Source organism: Octadecabacter sp. SW4, assembly GCF_008065155.1.
GTDB lineage: Bacteria > Pseudomonadota > Alphaproteobacteria > Rhodobacterales > Rhodobacteraceae > SW4.
In genome coordinates, this window is sequence record NZ_CP042819.1 from 187,157 (window position 1) to 203,893 (window position 16,737).

15 protein-coding genes are annotated in these 16,737 nt (G+C 56.6%); 13 read left to right on the forward strand and 2 right to left on the reverse strand.

The window, feature by feature from the left end; genetic code table 11:
* Nucleotides 1–7 precede the first annotated feature (7 nt).
* The 12 genes from FTO60_RS00920 (at nt 8) to FTO60_RS00975 (ending at nt 12,651) form a co-directional block, all read left to right on the forward strand.
* Nucleotides 8–742, forward strand: a complete 735-nt coding sequence (locus tag FTO60_RS00920) for an N-formylglutamate amidohydrolase (RefSeq protein WP_254696850.1) — start codon at nt 8–10, stop codon at nt 740–742.
* On the forward strand, nt 736–1,305 hold the full coding sequence (locus tag FTO60_RS00925) for a TRAP transporter small permease subunit (protein ID WP_148054206.1): 570 nt from the start codon (nt 736–738) through the stop codon (nt 1,303–1,305). Before FTO60_RS00920 ends, FTO60_RS00925 begins: the two co-directional genes overlap by 7 nt.
* Nucleotides 1,305–2,627, forward strand: a complete 1,323-nt coding sequence (locus tag FTO60_RS00930; protein ID WP_148054207.1) for a TRAP transporter large permease subunit — start codon at nt 1,305–1,307, stop codon at nt 2,625–2,627. Before FTO60_RS00925 ends, FTO60_RS00930 begins: the two co-directional genes overlap by 1 nt.
* Before the next feature lie 51 nt (nt 2,628–2,678).
* The gene (locus FTO60_RS00935) at nt 2,679–3,710 is read left to right on the forward strand and encodes a TRAP transporter substrate-binding protein (protein WP_148054208.1); all 1,032 of its coding nucleotides are present in this window, start codon (nt 2,679–2,681) and stop codon (nt 3,708–3,710) included.
* Between the two features lie 61 nt (nt 3,711–3,771).
* The gene (locus FTO60_RS00940; RefSeq protein WP_148054209.1) at nt 3,772–5,136 is read left to right on the forward strand and encodes a glutamine synthetase family protein; all 1,365 of its coding nucleotides are present in this window, start codon (nt 3,772–3,774) and stop codon (nt 5,134–5,136) included.
* Between the two features lie 4 nt (nt 5,137–5,140).
* On the forward strand, nt 5,141–6,514 hold the full coding sequence (locus FTO60_RS00945; protein WP_148054210.1) for an aldehyde dehydrogenase family protein: 1,374 nt from the start codon (nt 5,141–5,143) through the stop codon (nt 6,512–6,514).
* Between the two features lie 4 nt (nt 6,515–6,518).
* A complete protein-coding gene (locus tag FTO60_RS00950; protein ID WP_148054211.1) occupies nt 6,519–7,664 on the forward strand; it encodes an iron-containing alcohol dehydrogenase in 1,146 nt (381 codons plus the stop codon).
* Nucleotides 7,665–7,816: 152 nt separating this feature from the next.
* Nucleotides 7,817–8,878, forward strand: coding sequence for an extracellular solute-binding protein (locus FTO60_RS00955; protein ID WP_148054212.1), 1,062 nt, complete (start codon nt 7,817–7,819; stop codon nt 8,876–8,878).
* A gap of 71 nt (nt 8,879–8,949) precedes the next feature.
* On the forward strand, nt 8,950–10,056 hold the full coding sequence (locus tag FTO60_RS00960) for an ABC transporter ATP-binding protein (protein ID WP_148054213.1): 1,107 nt from the start codon (nt 8,950–8,952) through the stop codon (nt 10,054–10,056).
* The gene (locus FTO60_RS00965) at nt 10,057–10,920 is read left to right on the forward strand and encodes an ABC transporter permease (protein ID WP_148054214.1); all 864 of its coding nucleotides are present in this window, start codon (nt 10,057–10,059) and stop codon (nt 10,918–10,920) included. It begins immediately after the preceding gene.
* A complete protein-coding gene (locus tag FTO60_RS00970) occupies nt 10,921–11,772 on the forward strand; it encodes an ABC transporter permease (RefSeq protein WP_148054215.1) in 852 nt (283 codons plus the stop codon).
* Nucleotides 11,773–12,369: 597 nt separating this feature from the next.
* Nucleotides 12,370–12,651: a hypothetical protein gene (locus FTO60_RS00975; protein ID WP_148054216.1), complete on the forward strand. Its 282-nt coding sequence runs from the start codon at nt 12,370–12,372 to the stop codon at nt 12,649–12,651.
* Between the two features lie 587 nt (nt 12,652–13,238).
* Here FTO60_RS00975 and cobO read toward each other — a convergent pair.
* Entirely contained in the window at nt 13,239–13,847 is a 609-nt protein-coding gene (cobO, locus tag FTO60_RS00980) for a cob(I)yrinic acid a,c-diamide adenosyltransferase (RefSeq protein ID WP_148054217.1), read from the reverse strand.
* A 120-nt stretch (nt 13,848–13,967) separates the two neighbouring features.
* Here cobO and FTO60_RS00985 point away from each other — a divergent pair, with 120 nt between their 5' ends.
* Nucleotides 13,968–15,137: an endonuclease/exonuclease/phosphatase family protein gene (locus FTO60_RS00985; RefSeq protein ID WP_148054218.1), complete on the forward strand. Its 1,170-nt coding sequence runs from the start codon at nt 13,968–13,970 to the stop codon at nt 15,135–15,137.
* A gap of 49 nt (nt 15,138–15,186) precedes the next feature.
* On the opposite strand, the gene FTO60_RS00990 is transcribed toward FTO60_RS00985, so the two are convergent.
* Nucleotides 15,187–16,395 (reverse strand): hypothetical protein, encoded by a 1,209-nt coding sequence (locus FTO60_RS00990; RefSeq protein WP_148054219.1) that lies wholly within the window; start codon nt 16,393–16,395, stop codon nt 15,187–15,189.
* Nucleotides 16,396–16,737: the final 342 nt, after the last annotated feature.

Consider the following 16,737-nt stretch of genomic DNA (forward strand, 5'->3'; position numbering starts at 1 on the left):
CCCGGTTATGGTCCTCAATCCCGAGGGGCGGTCGTCTGTGGTTGTGGTGTGCGAACATGCGAGCCGGTTTATTCCGCCTGCGTTTGGTGAACTTGGTTTGGATGAGGCCGCACGACAAAGCCACGTGGCATGGGACCCCGGTGCGTTGGAAGTGGCACGCGGTTTGGCGCAGCGCTTTGACGCCAAACTGATCGCATCAAACGTGTCGCGCTTGGTTTATGATTGCAACCGGCCGCCATCCGCTGCCGATGCTATGCCGGCCCACAGCGAGGTAACTGATGTGCCGGGCAATGCGAACCTGACAGCGGCGCAACGCGCAGACCGCACGGCCCGCTTTTACGACCCGTTTCGCGCCAGCCTTGCGGCGGCAATTGCGGCCACGCCGGATCCTATCCTCGTCACCGTGCACAGTTTCACACCGATCTATCACGCAAAACCGCGCGCGGTTGAAATTGGCGTTTTGCACGACACGGATGCGCGCCTGTCCGATGCGATGATGCAGATTGTGCAGGCGTATACGGGTATGAATGTCATGATCAACGAACCCTACGGCCCGGCGGATGGCGTGACCCACACGCTGAAAGAGCACGCGATCAAGGCGGGCCACCTGAATGTTATGCTCGAAATTCGCAACGATCTGATTGAAACCCCGCAGCAACAGGATGCCATGTCGGCATGCCTTGCCAACTGGCTGTCCGGTGCTCTTGCGGCTCTGAAGGTACCGGTAGGCGTGCAATGCTAGGGATCATGCAGGGATATATCCGCGCTGTTGACGCCGTGAACTACCGCGTCGGGCGCATCGCCATGTACGGTATCTTTGTCCTGATGGGGGTTTTGCTTTGGTCCTCGATTAGCAAGACGTTCTTCTTGCCGACATTGTGGACGCTGGAAATGGCGCAGTTTGTGATGGTTGCCTATTACATTCTTGGCGGTCCCTATTCGATCCAGCTTGGCTCGAATGTGCGGATGGATTTGCTTTATGGCGAGTGGTCGGTGCGCAAGAAGGCGTGGTTTGACCTGCTCACCGTGCTGTTCCTGATCTTCTACCTTTGTGTTCTGCTCTTCGGTGCCATCAGCTCGACTGCTTATTCGCTGGGCTATTGGGGCACCGAACCGTTCTCGTTCTTTGGCGGATTGATCACAGGCAGCGAGGAAATCGGCCGCATGGAACGCTCGTCCTCGGCGTGGCGTCCCTACCTTTGGCCGGTCAAATCAATCATGATTTTAGGGATGTTCCTGATGCTGCTGCAATGCATTTCAGAGCTGTTCAAGGACGTGTTGCGCATCAACGGTGAAGCTGTCTGATGTCATATGAATTGATCGCCACTCTGATGTTTTCATCGATGATGCTGATGTTGCTGACCGGTCAGCGTGTCTTTGGCGCAATCGGGTTCATCGCCGTTGTGGCCGCCTTGCTGCTTTGGGGTGACAAGGGCGGTTTTGATCTCGGGTTTTCAGCGGCGATGAAGCTGATGAAATGGTATCCACTTTTGACGTTACCGATGTTCATTTTCATGGGCTACGTTCTGTCGGAAAGTAGGATCGCGGACGACCTCTACAAGATGTTCCACGTCTGGATGGGCGGGCTGCGCGGCGGCCTTGCGATTGGCACAATCGGCTTGATGGTGCTGATTTCCGCGATGAACGGGCTAAGCGTGGCGGGTATGGCCATCGGGTCAACCATTGCCTTGCCGGAGTTGTTGAAGCGGGGTTACGATAAACGGATGGTGACGGGCGTGATCCAAGCGGGGTCGAGTTTGGGCATCCTTGTGCCGCCCTCTGTCGTCTTGGTACTTTATGCAATGATTGCCCGCCAACCCGTCGGACAGCTTTGGCTGGCGGGGGTCATTCCGGGCCTGATGATGGCTGGCTTATTCATTATCTATATCGTTGTGCGTTGCCGGATTAATCCGGTGCTTGGGCCGGTTCTGGACGCCGCCGAGCGTGACATTCCGCGCGCCGAAAAGCTTCGGCTACTCCGCGCGGGTCTACTGCCTATCATCATTTTCGCAGTGATGATGGTGCCATTCGTGAAGGGCTGGACCTCGCTTGTGGAAAGCTCTGCAATCGGCGCGATTGCCGCATTTGTTGCAGCCGTGCTGAAGGGGCGCATGACACGCGAGGTATTCGAAAACTCGGTGCGCAATACCTTGGGCATCACCTGTATGTTCATGTGGATCATCCTCGCCGCCCTTGCGTTTGGCGCTGTGTTTGACGGGTTGGGCGCAGTCAAAGCGATTGAATCCGTATTTACCGAGCGCCTGAACCTAAGCCCCTGGATGATCCTGATCCTGATGCAGCTTAGTTTTATCCTGATGGGCACCTTCCTTGACGACACAGCGATGCTGGTGATTGTCGCGCCGCTTTATGTGCCGCTTGTCGGGGAGCTTGGGTTTGATCTGATCTGGTATGGTATCCTTTACACGATCACGACGCAGATCGCCTATATGACGCCGCCCTTTGGCTATAATCTGTTTTTGATGCGGGCGATGGCGCCGCCCGAAATTACACTGCGCGACATCTATTCTTCTATCACGCCATTTGTGCTGATCATGGTTCTTGCGCTTGCACTGGTCATGGTCTTCCCCGCTATCGCCACGTGGCTTCCAAGCTACGTTTATAACTAACCATATAAGAGCCGCCCCAAGGCGGTCGAAACCCAACCAAGGAGAGAAGACATGACTTCAAGACGTAGATTTATCCAAGGGGCGGCGATCGCCCCGGCTGCAGCTCTGGCAACACCAGCCCTGGCGCAAAGCACCATTCAATGGCGGATGCAAACCTACGCCGGTGCTGCTTTGGCAGCCGAGGTGATCGTGCCAGCCATTGAAATGTTCAACAAAATCGCAGGCGACCGCATGCAGATCGAGTTGTTCTTCGCGGACCAACTGGTCCCCACAGGCGAACTGTTTCAGGCGATGCAGCGCGGCACGATCGACGCCGTGCAGTCGGATGACGATTCAATGGCCTCACCGACCGAAGTTACCGTTTTTGGCGGTTACTTCCCGTTCGGTTCGCGCTACTCGCTTGATGTGCCTGTGTTGTTCAACAAATACGGCTTGAACGAGATTTGGGACGAGGAATACTCCAAGGTCGGCGTCAAACACATCAGCGCCGGTGCATGGGATCCCTGCCACTTTGCCACCAAAGACCCGATCACCAGCCTTGCCGATCTGGAAGGTAAACGCATCTTCACCTTCCCGACCGCTGGTCGTTTCCTGACCCGCTTTGGCGTTGTTCCGGTCAACCTGCCGTGGGAAGACATCGAAGTGGCAATGCAAACAGGCGAACTTGACGGTATCGCATGGTCCGGCATCACCGAAGACTACACGGTTGGCTGGGCCGACGTGACCAACTACTTCCTGACCAACAACATCTCGGGTGCATGGGCAGGGTCGTTCTTTGCCAATATGGATCGCTGGAACGAATTGCCGGAAGATCTGCAAACGCTGTTCCGCGTCTGCAGTGATCAGTCGCACTACTACCGTCAGTGGTGGTATTGGGGCGGCGAGGCCGATCTGCGCGTCAACGGCTCCAAGATGGAATTGACGTCAATTCCCGACGAAGAATGGGCAACCGTGGAAGCGGAAGCGCAAGTGTTCTGGGAAGAAATTGCAGCCGAAAGTGACGTCAAACGGCGCGTGGTTGATATCTTCAAGCAATATAACGCCGACATGGTCAAAGCTGGACGTCCTTACCGTTACGGCTAAACAACAACTGTGGGGGCGGCGCGTTGCCGCCTCCACACCCTTCGCGCAAAGTGGAAACAACATGCCCGGCACACTGACTTTTGACGACCTGAAATCCCGCGTTGCGGACGGATCAATTGATACCGTCCTTGTGTGTTTTGTGGACATGCAGGGCCGGTTGATGGGCAAGCGTTTCCACGCTGTGAACTTTGTCGAGACATCGTTCAAGGAAACCCATTGCTGCAACTATCTGCTCGCCACCGACCTCGAAATGGCCACACCGGATGGCTATGCCTCGACCAGTTGGCAAGCGGGCTATGGCGATTACATCATGGCGCCGGACCTTGGCACGATCAGGCTGGTCCCGTGGCTCGCGGGCACCGCGATGGTGCTTTGTGACCTGCTTGACCATCACACTCACGAACCCGTCCCCCATTCCCCTCGCGCGGTCCTGAAAAAGCAGATCAAGCGGCTCGCGGCACTGGGCTATGAGGCCAAGATGGCCACAGAGCTTGAGTTTTTCCTGTTCGAGAAAAGCCTGAATGAAATCCGCAAAGAGGGTTTCCGTAACCTGCAGCCGATCAGTGGCTACAACGAAGACTACCACATCTTCCAGACCACCAAAGAAGAGGACGTGATGCGGCCGATCCGCAATCACCTTTTTGCTGCGGGTCTGCCCATTGAAAACACAAAAGGCGAAGCCGAAGCCGGGCAAGAAGAACTGAACATCCGATATTCCCCCGCGCTCGACTGCGCCGATTACCATTCCATCGCCAAGCACGCGGTGAAAGAAATCGCATGGCAAAACGGTCGTGCAGCGACGTTTATGCCCAAGTGGGACAAGGATCGTGTCGGTTCATCCAGCCACGTCCATCAATCGCTTTGGAAAGACGACGAGGCTGCATTTTATGACAAACCCGCCAAACACGGCATGTCGGAACTGATGAGCCACTACATGGCAGGCCTGATCAACTACGCGCCCGATTATACCTATTTCCTCGCGCCCTACGTCAACAGCTATAAGCGGTTCGCGCGTGGGACATTTGCGCCGACCAAGACCGTCTGGTCCGTTGATAACCGCACGGCGGGCTTTCGGTTGTGCGGCGAAAATACCAAGGGCGTGCGGGTCGAGTGTCGCATTGGCGGGTCCGATCTGAACCCCTATCTTGCACAGGCTGCGATGCTGGCGGCAGGGATCAAAGGCATCGAAGACAAGATGAAACTAGCGCCTGCGACAACTGGCGATATCTATGAGGATGCCAAGGCCGCCGATATTCCCCAGACCCTGCGCGCGGCGACCGAGACACTTCGGAAATCGAAATTTCTGCGTGAGGCGTTGGGCGATGATGTGGTCGATCACTACACCCGCGCTGCGGAATGGGAACAAGAAGAATTCGACCGTGTCGTGACCGATTGGGAAATCGCACGCGGCTTTGAAAGGGCTTAACCAAATGACGATCCAATGTATATCGCCGATTGACGGCTCTGTTTATGCGACACGCGAAACCCTGTCGCGGACCGACGCGGACGCCGCAGTCGCGCGGGCGAAATCGGCGCAAACCGAATGGGCCGCGCGTCCGTTGGCGGATCGCATCGCCCTCGTGCAAGCAGGCGTTGCCGCTGTTGGCGCGGTGAACGACGACATTGTGCCGGAACTTGCATGGCAAATGGGCCGCCCTGTGCGCTATGGTGGCGAATTTGGCGGCTTCAATGAACGCGCCACCTATATGGCTGAAATTGCGAAAGATGCCCTTGCTGATATAGAGATCGAGGACAGCGAAGCCTTTCGCCGTGTCATAAAGCGCGTGCCACATGGCGTCGTTCTGGTCGTCGCCCCTTGGAATTATCCCTATATGACGGCCATCAACACCGTGGCCCCTGCATTGATCGCCGGCAATGCGGTGATGTTGAAACACGCCTCACAAACGCCGCTGGTCGGTGAACGCATGGCGGCGGCGTTTCATTCCGCCGGCATTCCTAAGGACGTGTTCCAGAACGTCTTTCTTGACCACAAAACCACATCCGACCTGATCGCGGATCGCGCTTTCGGGTTTGTGAATTTCACCGGTTCTGTCGGCGGCGGGCAGGCGATGGAGCGCGCAGCGGCGGGCACATTCACGGGCATCGGGCTTGAGCTTGGCGGCAAAGATCCGGGCTACGTGATGGATGATGCCAATCTGGACGCCGCCGTGGATACCCTGATTGACGGTGCAATGTTCAACGCGGGTCAATGTTGTTGCGGGATTGAACGGATTTATGTTCACGAAAGCCTGTTCGACGCCTTTGTGCAAAAGGCGGTGGCAATTGTGAACGGCTACAAGCTGGGCAATCCGCTGGACCCTGAAACGACCCTTGGTCCGATGGCACATGTGCGCTTTGCCGACGAAGTCCGCGCGCAAACGGCCGAGGCCATTGCCGATGGGGCCAAAGCACAGATTGATCCGGCGCTTTTCCCGCAGGACGGTGGCGCGTATCTGATGCCGCAAATCCTGACAAACGTGACCCACGACATGCGCGTCATGCGCGAGGAAAGCTTTGGCCCCGTCGTTGGCATTATGTCCGTCAAGGATGACGCAGAGGCGGTCCACCTGATGAATGACAGTGCCTTTGGCCTGACCGCGTCACTTTGGACCCAGGATGCCAAGCGCGCCGAAGCCATCGCCGACCAGATCGAGACCGGCACCGTATTTATGAACCGTGCCGATTACCTTGATCCGGGTCTGTGCTGGACCGGATGCAAAGACACCGGACGCGGGGGCGGGCTGTCCGTCATCGGCTATCACAATCTGACCCGTCCGAAATCATACCACCTAAAGAAGGCCTAAAGACATGACCGTTACTGCCAACTGGTCCTATCCGACCGCTATCCGTTTCGGCGCTGGCCGCATTTCCGAGATCGCCGATGCTTGCTCCGTTGCGGGGATCAAAAAGCCGCTCCTGGTCACTGACTGTGGCCTTGCGAGCATGGACATCACCACCAGGACGCTCGACCTGCTTGACGCGGCGGGCCTTGGCCGCGCGATGTTCAGCGACGTTGATCCGAACCCGAACGAGAAGAACGCCGCAGCGGGTGTCAAAGCCTACAATGATGGTGGCCATGACGGCGTGGTCGCCTTTGGTGGCGGGTCCGGTCTTGATCTGGGGAAACTGGTCGCATTCCTTGCCGGACAAACACGCCCCCTTTGGGATTTCGAGGACATCGGCGATTGGTGGACCCGCGCGGATGCTGATGCCATCGCGCCTATTGTTGCGGTTCCAACGACGGCTGGAACTGGATCCGAAGTCGGCCGCGCGTCGGTCATCACCAATTCTGTGACCGAAGAAAAAAAGATCATCTTCCACCCGAAATTACTGCCCACAGTTGTCATCTGTGACCCCGAACTGACCGTCGGCATGCCGAATTTCATCACCGCAGGCACGGGGCTTGATGCCTTTGCCCATTGTGTCGAAGCATTCAGTTCACCGCACTACCATCCGATGAGCCAAGGCATCGCGCTGGAAGGGATGCGTCTGGTCAAAGACTATCTGCCGCGCGCCTATGCCGATGGTTCGGATATCGAGGCTCGCGCGCATATGATGTCTGCGGCATTGATGGGGGCGACGGCGTTTCAAAAGGGACTTGGCGCAATCCATGCGCTGTCCCATCCGATAGGCGCGATGTATCACACGCACCACGGCACAACGAATGCGGTCTGCATGCCCGCCGTTTTGCAATTCAACAAACCCGCGATCACCGGCGTGATCGGCCGGGCCGCCAACTACATTGGCATTTCCGGCGGGTTCGATGGGTTTTGCGCCTATGTCGACGGGCTGAATGACTCGCTTGGTATCCCCAAGACCCTTGCCGGCCTTGGCGTCAAGAATCCGGACATCGACCGCATCGTTGCGGGTGCCTTGATTGATCCCAGCACCGGCGGAAATCCTGTGGAGATGACAAAGGAGAACACAACGAAACTTTTGCTGGAACTCATCTGAGTCGAGGTTCGGTATTGGAAACGATGCGGGTCGAAGAATCCGCAATCTGGTGTGCAGGTGTCGCAAGGACTTCACAGACCAACGCTATAGACTCTCTCACGTCCGGTCGCCTTAATGGCGGCAGACATAACTCGAATAAAGGGAACTTTGATATGAAATTTGGACTTGCCCCAACGACAGTTCTTATCGCCGCCCTGTCGGCAACAACTGTATCGGCCGAGACTTTGCGGCTTTTGACGTGGGGTGGATACGCGCCCGATGACGTCATTGCCCTGTTCGAAGCCGAAACCGGCCACACGGTCGAAGTGACGACATCGAACAACGAAGAAATGATCGCGAAGTTGCGCGCAACCAACGGCGGCGGTTTTGACCTTGCCCAACCGAGCCAGGACCGGATCGCAAGCGCACAAGAAGAATTCGGTATCTACAAGCCGATCGACATGGCCCGTGTGGACGCCGCGCAATTCATCCCCTCGATGCTGGCAGCGACGGCGACAAACACAACATTTGAAGGCGAAGTATTTGGCCTGCCGCATGTCTGGGGCACAAGCGGTCTGGTTGTGAACACTGCCGAAGCAGGGCAGGTCACCGACTATACCGACCTGTGTGACGACTCTGTTGCTGGCAGCGTGTCCTACCGTTTGAAGCGCCCGACACTGATCGGTTTCGCCTACTCGATGGGTCTTGACCCCTTTGCCGCCTATGCAGACCCTGAGGCCTATCAAGGTATCCTTGATCAGGTTGAAGAAATGCTGATCGCGTGCAAACCCAACGTCAAAACATATTGGGACGGTGGCGACGAGATCAAGAACCTGCTGCGGTCCGGCGAAGTTGTTGCAGCGATGGCGTGGGACACAGGCGGCTGGCAGCTGAACGCGGACAATGCAGATATCACGTTTGTTGCGCCTGAGTCTGGTGCGCTTGGCTGGATCGACACATTCGTTTTGCCAGCACGCGGGCGGGCGGATGACGCGGCTTACGACTGGATCAACTTTGTGATGCGCCCTGACATCGCGGCGATGATCACCAATACAGCGGGCAACTTCACCGCCGCAGCTGGCGGTGATGCTGGCGTCACTGCCGATCTGCAAGCGCGCTACCAAGCGAGCTTTGATCAGGCAGCCATCGACAATATCAAGTGGTATCCGCCTGTGCCTGCCGGGCTGGAAGCCATGGAAGGTGCGACGCTGGATCGCATCAACGCCGCGAACTAAGCGACGCATTTGAACCAACAAGAAGGGCGCTATTTGCGCCCTTCTTTGTCACGTGGAAAAGGTCAAACCCGATGGATACTACCGCTGACCTTGTGTGCCGGGATCTGACCAAGGATTTCGATGATTTCCGCGCGGTGGATCACGTCAGTTTCGAAGTCCCGCAAGGGTCTTTCTTTTCTATCCTCGGTCCGTCTGGCTGCGGCAAGACCACACTCTTGCGGATGATCGCGGGGTTTCAATTTCCGACGAGCGGCGATCTTCTGATCAAGGGCAACTCCATGATAGGTGTCGGGCCAAGCAAGCGCCCTGTGTCGATGGTTTTCCAGCATCTTGCGTTGTTCCCGATGATGAATATCGGCAAGAACATCGGCTTTGGGTTGCGCCAGCGCGGTGTGCCGGCATCCGAAATCAAGACTCGTGTCGGCAGGGTTCTGGAGAGGGTAGGACTGCCCGGCATCGAGGACCGTCAAGTCGATCAGCTGTCAGGTGGCCAAAAACAACGCGTCGCGATCGCCCGCTGCATGGTCTTGGAACCTGATGTTCTGCTTCTGGATGAACCGCTTGGTGCGCTTGACCTGAAGCTGCGCGAACATATGAAGATCGAACTCAAAGCGCTTCAGGCGGAATTCAACACGACCTTTGTCTACATCACCCACGACCAATCCGAGGCCTTGGTGATGAGCGACAATATCGCCGTCATGAACAAGGGCAGGTTCGACCAGATAGGCACTGCCAAGGAGCTTTACTATGAACCGGCAGACGCTTTTGTTGCGAGGTTTGTCGGTGACGCAAACCGTTTTGAGGGCAAAGTTACGGCGGTAAACGACGGGGTCGTTTCGCTTGTGACGGACGGGGGCGTCAAACTCCATGCGCTGGCTACCGCCGCGGTTCCCGCGACGGATCAACACGCGCAAATTTTCGTGCGCCCCGAAGCGGTCGAGCTGTCCAAGACACCACTGCAGGGGGCGGATAATCCGAATGCCAGTGAAAGCATCGTGGACAGCGTTCTGTTCAACGGTGCGAACAGTATGGTCATCCTGCGCGACCCGAAATCTGGCGAAACGCTCCAGGTCACCTTGCCCCAAACCGGCGCGTTCTTGGGGCTAACCAAGGGCGAGACGGTTTTCACCAGTTGGAACCCGACACAGGCCCGCTGCTTTGTATCCGAGGGTCCCTAGATGCTGTCAGACAAATCCAAGCTCGGGTTCTACCTGCTGTTGATGCCGCTACTGTTGTGGCTGGTCACCCTGATCGTTCTGCCGCACATCGGCTTGTTTTTTGTCTCGATCAGCGAAAAAGTCGACGTGCGGGAATATGAAACGGGTCTTGGCAATTACGCGGTTTTCTTTAACGAGCCGCTCTATTGGCGCACCTTTGCGCGCACCGCATTCATGTCGATATTCACGACGTTTCTCACATTGGTGTTGGGATTTCCGATTGCTTATTACATCGCAAAGCTGACGCGCGGGCGCACCAAAACCACGTTGTTCCTGCTGTGCCTGATCCCGTTCTGGGTGTCTGAACTTGTCCGGACCTTTGGCTGGATGATCCTGTTGCGCGAAACCGGCGTGCTGTCCAATTTCCTGCAATATGTTGGCGTGATCGACGGCCCGGTCGAGTTTTTGTATAACGATGCGGCCATCATGGTCGGCCTTGTCTACACGTCGATCCTGTTCATGATCGTGCCCTTGGTCACAACGCTCGACAGCCTTGACGATAGCCTGATCGAAGCGGGGTATGATCTGGGCGGGTCGGGCCTTTCCATCCTGCGCGAGATCGTGATTCCCCATGCCATGCCCGGTATCGTGTCGGGCTGTATCGTCGTGTTCATGCTGTCACTGGGCAATTATCTGACTCCGATCCTGCTGGGCGGCAAGGACAGCCTGTGGTTCACGGGCCTGATCTACACCCAGTTCATCACTCGCTTTAACTGGGAACTGGGGTCTGCTTTTGGCTTCCTGCTGTTGGGGCTGTCATCCACAATTGTTTTCCTCGGGCTCAAGCTGTCGCGCCAGTCGCTGTCCGAAACGATGGGGCGCTAGATGATCCCCACCGTGCCACAATCTCCGGTGCTGAAATGGTCTTATCGGGCCTATGTGACACTATTTTTCATCTACCTCGCATTGCCGCTCACGGTTGTTAGCGTTTTTGCGTTCAACGACAGCGTGTTCCCGTCCTTGCCGTGGGAAGGGTTTACCATGGCATGGTTTTTCGGGACCGAAGCGCCCTTTATCGGGGTGTTTAATGAACGTTCGATTTTGCGCGCCATTGGGACATCGGCCTTTGTTGCTGTCTGGGTTGCCGGACTTGCCATTTCCGTTGGCACTTGCAACGCGTTTTTGTTCGTACGCCATGATTTTCGCGGCAAAGGTTTTCTCTACATTCTGATGCTATTGCCGTTAATTATTCCCGGTGTGATCCTTGGCATCTCGATCCTTGTATTCGCCAGCTCAGTCGCAAACACGCTGGAAGACGCGACGGGGCTTTGGTTCGATGGGTTACGTCCCGGCCTGATCCTCGTCATCTTGGGGCAGTTTTCGTTTATAACGACTTTCGCAACCTTGGTGATTTCGGCGCGATTGCAAAAGTTCGACCTCAGCCTCGAAGAAGCTGCCCTGAACCTTGGCGCAAGCAAATGGGGGGCAGTTCGTCAAATCACTTTGCCTTTCCTGCAACCTGCGATCGTTGGGGCTGGCGTTGTCGCTGTGTTGATGAGCTTTGAAAACTTCAACACCACATTGATGCTCGTTGGTTCGGACTCACCTTTGACAATCGCGATGTTCGACAAACTCAAACAGGGTTCCACACCAGTTTTGAATGCGGTTTCCCTTTTGCTGATCGTTGTGTCCGCCGCACTCGGGTTGTTGGCGTTGATGTTCCAGCGAACAAGGTAGCTAACCTGCGCAAGGGTTCTGTTGCATTGTTTGGCGTCAGATTGGATGCTGACTTAGAACGTTGAGCGAGGTCTCTTTGGCTCGGCGCAATCCCTCCAAGCCAAACGCGCGCACGGGTGCACCCGTCACGTTTGGGTTCACCGCTGCCGAGTGCTTTCGTGCACCGATATCAACCGCGGCAGCACTACTATTTACGGTCTCAATCGCAGGCGTCTTGTGGGTCTTTTGCTTTGCCATCGTCTAACCTCCTGTGGGCAACAGAAGGGCGTGGGCTACCAGCCCAAATTGTCGGGCTTTGCACTCTGAACCAATGTCGGCTTTCGCGCCAAGCGCCTTCGATCGTCAGCAGGATTTGATCTCTTCTCTGGCATGCTCGCAACCGGCACCACCAAGTTCAGAACCATGTCGGCCCAAGGGCCAACATGCGCTTTGGCACGCGTTTGCTATGTGGAAAGCACGCGCCCCAAAACGCAGAAAACACACGACCGCCGTGGCCCCTTTTTACGCCACGATATGGCCCATTTTTACTCTGCGATTGACACGCAACCTTGGTACTTTCTTCCCAAATCCGTTGAAATCCTCTTTCAGCAGAGTCTGATGACAGCGCTGGTCGTAGCACTCGCGGCACAAAACCTGCGTCTGGGGCAAATCGCCTTGCTCACTGCAATCCTGTTTGGCGGGTTCCACCTGACGTTGGCATTGGACGGTGCCAATCCATTCTATGTTTTACGATACACAGTCGCCGCGACGCTTTTCGGTGCGATCACGCCTTATCAAATGCTGAAAATGCGAAACGGGTTTGTATATTCGTTTTCGCTTCATTGGGGGTGGTATGCGCTCGACACCACGATCTGGCGGTTTCTGTTCCCACTGACCTAAAGGAGCTGGTGTTTTGGCGGTCCTCGGCTAGCGCGGGCCAAGCGGGTTTCGCCTCTGTCGGATTCCAATTTCTGTGTGCAAAGGGTAATGGCCAGCTTGATCCATGCGCCGCAGCGCGAATGGTTATCAAGTGACCAGCTGCGAGCGGCCGTTCTTTTTAGTCTTCAACGTCGGCTTTCTTGCGCATTGTGTATCTTGGTTCACCTTGCAGCACATTAACAATGTGGGCTCCCTTTTCGTTCTCGCTGCTGCAGGGTCGCCGGTCTTTCTACGCTGGCGAACGGCGGGACCGTCCGCAACCTGTGCATTCAACGCCTGATCCTTGCTGCGGCAAGCACAAACGTCCGATTTTCACGCTGCGCAATGGTATCAGAACTTACGTCCATGCAGCAAATTTGACGCTGCCAGCGCACGCAGCGAGAAAATCGAACTCACAGAATGGACTCTTTGCCGACCTTCGCAAATCGGGCCGCGCGCTCGCTTTGCCATTTTCACGACCTTGGGCGCGTTTGGAGGTTCCACACGATGTCTGGTCGCGGCGCTGCAATGTGTTCAATCCAAATGAGGACAACATGCTCGGAGGGCCATCAGTATTCCACGCCAATCTGCGCCTTGATCCCTGACCGGAACGGGTGTTTGACCAACTCCATTTCCGTCACCAGGTCGGCGATTTCGATCAGGTCGTCATGGGCATTGCGGCCCGTCAACACAACATGGGTCATGGGTGGCTTTTCGGTCGCCAGAAACTCCACGACCTCGGCGATGGGCACGTAATCATAGCGGATCGCGATGTTGATTTCATCCAGCAGGACCATCGAATTGGCGGGGTCGCGGATCAGATCCTTGGCCTTTTCCCAAGCGGCCATCGCCATTTCGGTATCACGGGTCTTGTCTTGGGTCTCCCAGGTGAAGCCTTCCCCCATCGTGTAAAACGCGCACTCATCCGCGAATTTCGACAGGATCATATCGCGCTCGCCTGTGCTCATCCCGCCCTTGATGAACTGGACAACGGCGCATTGCATCCCATGCGCGATGTGGCGGAAAATCATTCCGAAAGCGGCGGTGGATTTGCCCTTGCCCTTGCCGGTATGGACGATGATCAGACCTTTCTTGTCGGTCTTGGTCGCCATGATCTTGTCGCGGGCGGCCTTCTTCTTGGCCATCTTCATGGCATGGCGCTCGGTGTCTTCGGTCATGGTCACCCCCTTTGTGTCGAACACCGACATTGCGGCAGGGCGCGGGGCGGCGCAAGTGCCGATCACCTGCCTTTGCCACACGCTGTGCTGTGCTATGCTTTGGCGCAGGAGGGAACACACATGCCGTTCTACAATGACCTGCGCCCCGAAGCCGATTTCGCCACACGTGATTTCGTGCGCGTTTTCCCCGAGATGACAACGACCGAGCGTGCGCGCTGCATCGACGGGCTACGCCGTCTCAAGGCGGGGCTGGCGCAACACGTCCCACCGCGCGAAACCGAAGGCAATCTACTGGTTGCAAGCTGGAACATCGTCGCGCTCGGCGGTGGAGACTACCGTGATGGTGAAGGCCTGTATTACTTGGCCGAGATCATCGGCGCATTCGATCTGATCGCGGTGCAGGAACTGAAACCGAACCTCACCGATCTTGATAAACTGATGCGAATACTGGGGCCACACTGGTCCTATATGGTCAATGACCCCACGGGCGGCGATGCGGGCAACGATGAACGCTCGGCCTATGTTTTTAACACCAACCGCGTGCGGCTGTCCGGTGTCGCGGGCGAACTGTCGCTGTGGCAGGACTACGATGGTGATTGGCCCGGCGCCATGCGCAGCCTGAAACGTCCGCCCTACATGACGGGCTTTGTGACGGCCTGGAAACACTTTGCGATGGTCAACCTGCACCTGCATCCGGGCAAGGACCGGGCGCAGCCCGCCGCCGATCCGCCCGTGCCGTCGGACGCACAGGTGCGCCAAGAGGAGATCCGCCTTTTGCTGGCCGTGCTGGCGGCGCGGCGCGAACAACTTTGGTCAAAAAACCTGATCCTTGTAGGCGATACGAATTTCTATCGCCGCCACGACGAAGCAACCCTTGATCTGCTCCACGCGGCCGGGTTCTGGGAAAGCGGCGGGTTGGTCGGCAAGACCACCAATATCACCGTCGATCCGGCGGATGGCGAAACCTACGACCGGATGTTTTTCAATGGCGAGGAATATTTTGAGATTGGGGTGCGCGACGGGCTGGAACAGGGCGGTGTCTTTGATTTTCTTGACCATGTATACCGCGATGCCGATTGGCCAACCTACCGCGAAGCCATGCGCGACAAACGCACCAAGGCCGCCGACAAAGCCAAGATGATGACTGATGACGCCGCCGCCTGGCGCTATTTCCGCGATACCTATCGCAAGCGGCAGGTGTCCGACCATTTTCCGATCTGGGTGGAACTGAGCGTCGATGATTCCGATGCGTTTCTGGCCCGTAACCGCGCTGCAATCGCTGCGACATAAAAAGGGCGACCCACGTGGGGCCGCCCTGTCTTGCGCCTAACCGATGGGCCTACTCGGCGAGAACAGCGTGGGATTTGCGCGCCGCGCCAAAGTGGCGGCGGTTCAGGTAAAGCACCAGAATGATCATGCTGATCTGGAACCCAAGCGCCAGCGCCGTGAACGTCCAGTAGACCGAGCCAAACTTGGCGATCAGTCCAACGGCGACCAGCCCCTTGTTGATCCAGAAATGTGTCATCACCGACAGCGCAACTCCGGGGCAGACAAGCGCGTATGACCCTGCCGAATTGCCTTCGCCGGTCAGAAAGGCTTTGGCATATCCCTGACGGCGCAGCACGATCAGGCCAAGCAGGCCAAACAGCACCTGAATGGTCAGGATTTTGGACAATAACATCAGGGTTTCAGCTGCCGTGCCATGCAGGTCGAATGTGGTGTCCATCCCGTGGTTCTGACGCAACAACATGATGCCCAGCACGGTCAGGATCGGCACGACCACCATCAAGGTCGGTCCACTTTCCTTGGCGGTGCCATAGTGCAGCATGGAATTGAAGGCAGTGACAGCCGCGATCAGCGCATAAACCGCGGCCATCGTGCCAAAGAAAGTTGAGATGACCAAACTTGTGCCGACGACGACCGGGGCCGTGCTCATCGCTGCGGGGGCAGACAAACCCACTGCAACCATCGCCAGTGCAAAGGCTGGCAGAAGCTGCGCAAAGGAATTATGCGCGGTCACGTCAAACACGCCGCCCTCGGACAGGACGCGGGCAAGAAAATGGCCGATCTGGCGCAGCGCCAGCAAGCCGATCAGCAGAAAGGCAACCATTGCCGCAGGGAAAAGATATTCAACGATCCCCCAAAGGCCCGGCACAAACACAAGGCCGAGAATGAACAACCCGTTCACCGTCATCGCCAGGGCCAGCGGCATCGCCAGCAACTGTGTTTCCGCATTGGAATTGCGCAGCTTGTCATAGGCGTCCGTTCGGGAAAATGTCGAAAGCCTGCCAAGGTTCCACACCAGCATTCTGATGTTGAGGTAGGCAAAAAACGCGATCCCGACCATCGCGATGGCAATCGCTGTTTTCATCGGTAATGCGCCACCGTCAAAGGCGGCCATGATGTCCTCGAAAATCGGCACAGGGCGGCCAACATGGGGGACCCAGAACAACAGATACATGAAGAACGTAACGACTAGGCCACCCGCACCAACGGAGGCAAGGAAATAAAGTGGCGAATAATTTTCGGCGGGTCGTGCGGGTGTCATGGAAGGCTCCTCTCACAATATGAATAAACGCTGTGGCAAAGATACATTCCAAATATTATATATGTCAATAATGGAATATTTTAAATCCGACGAAGCCGCGCGATTATTCCCCGTGCGCCGTCGCGCAGTCTGCGTCATGCCCTGATCAAACAAAGGAAAAACACATGCGCATTCTGTCACTGGTCTTGCTGATTACATATATCGCCGTCGCAGCCGTGGCCGCTGGTGTCTAAGACACCGCCGCTGCAATAATCTTCTGTCCGCCAAACCCGCGCGTCAGCGGGCGAGCAGGTCAGGCACGGTTGGGCGCTTTGAAGCACGATGGCAGGGCAAGGTTACGCC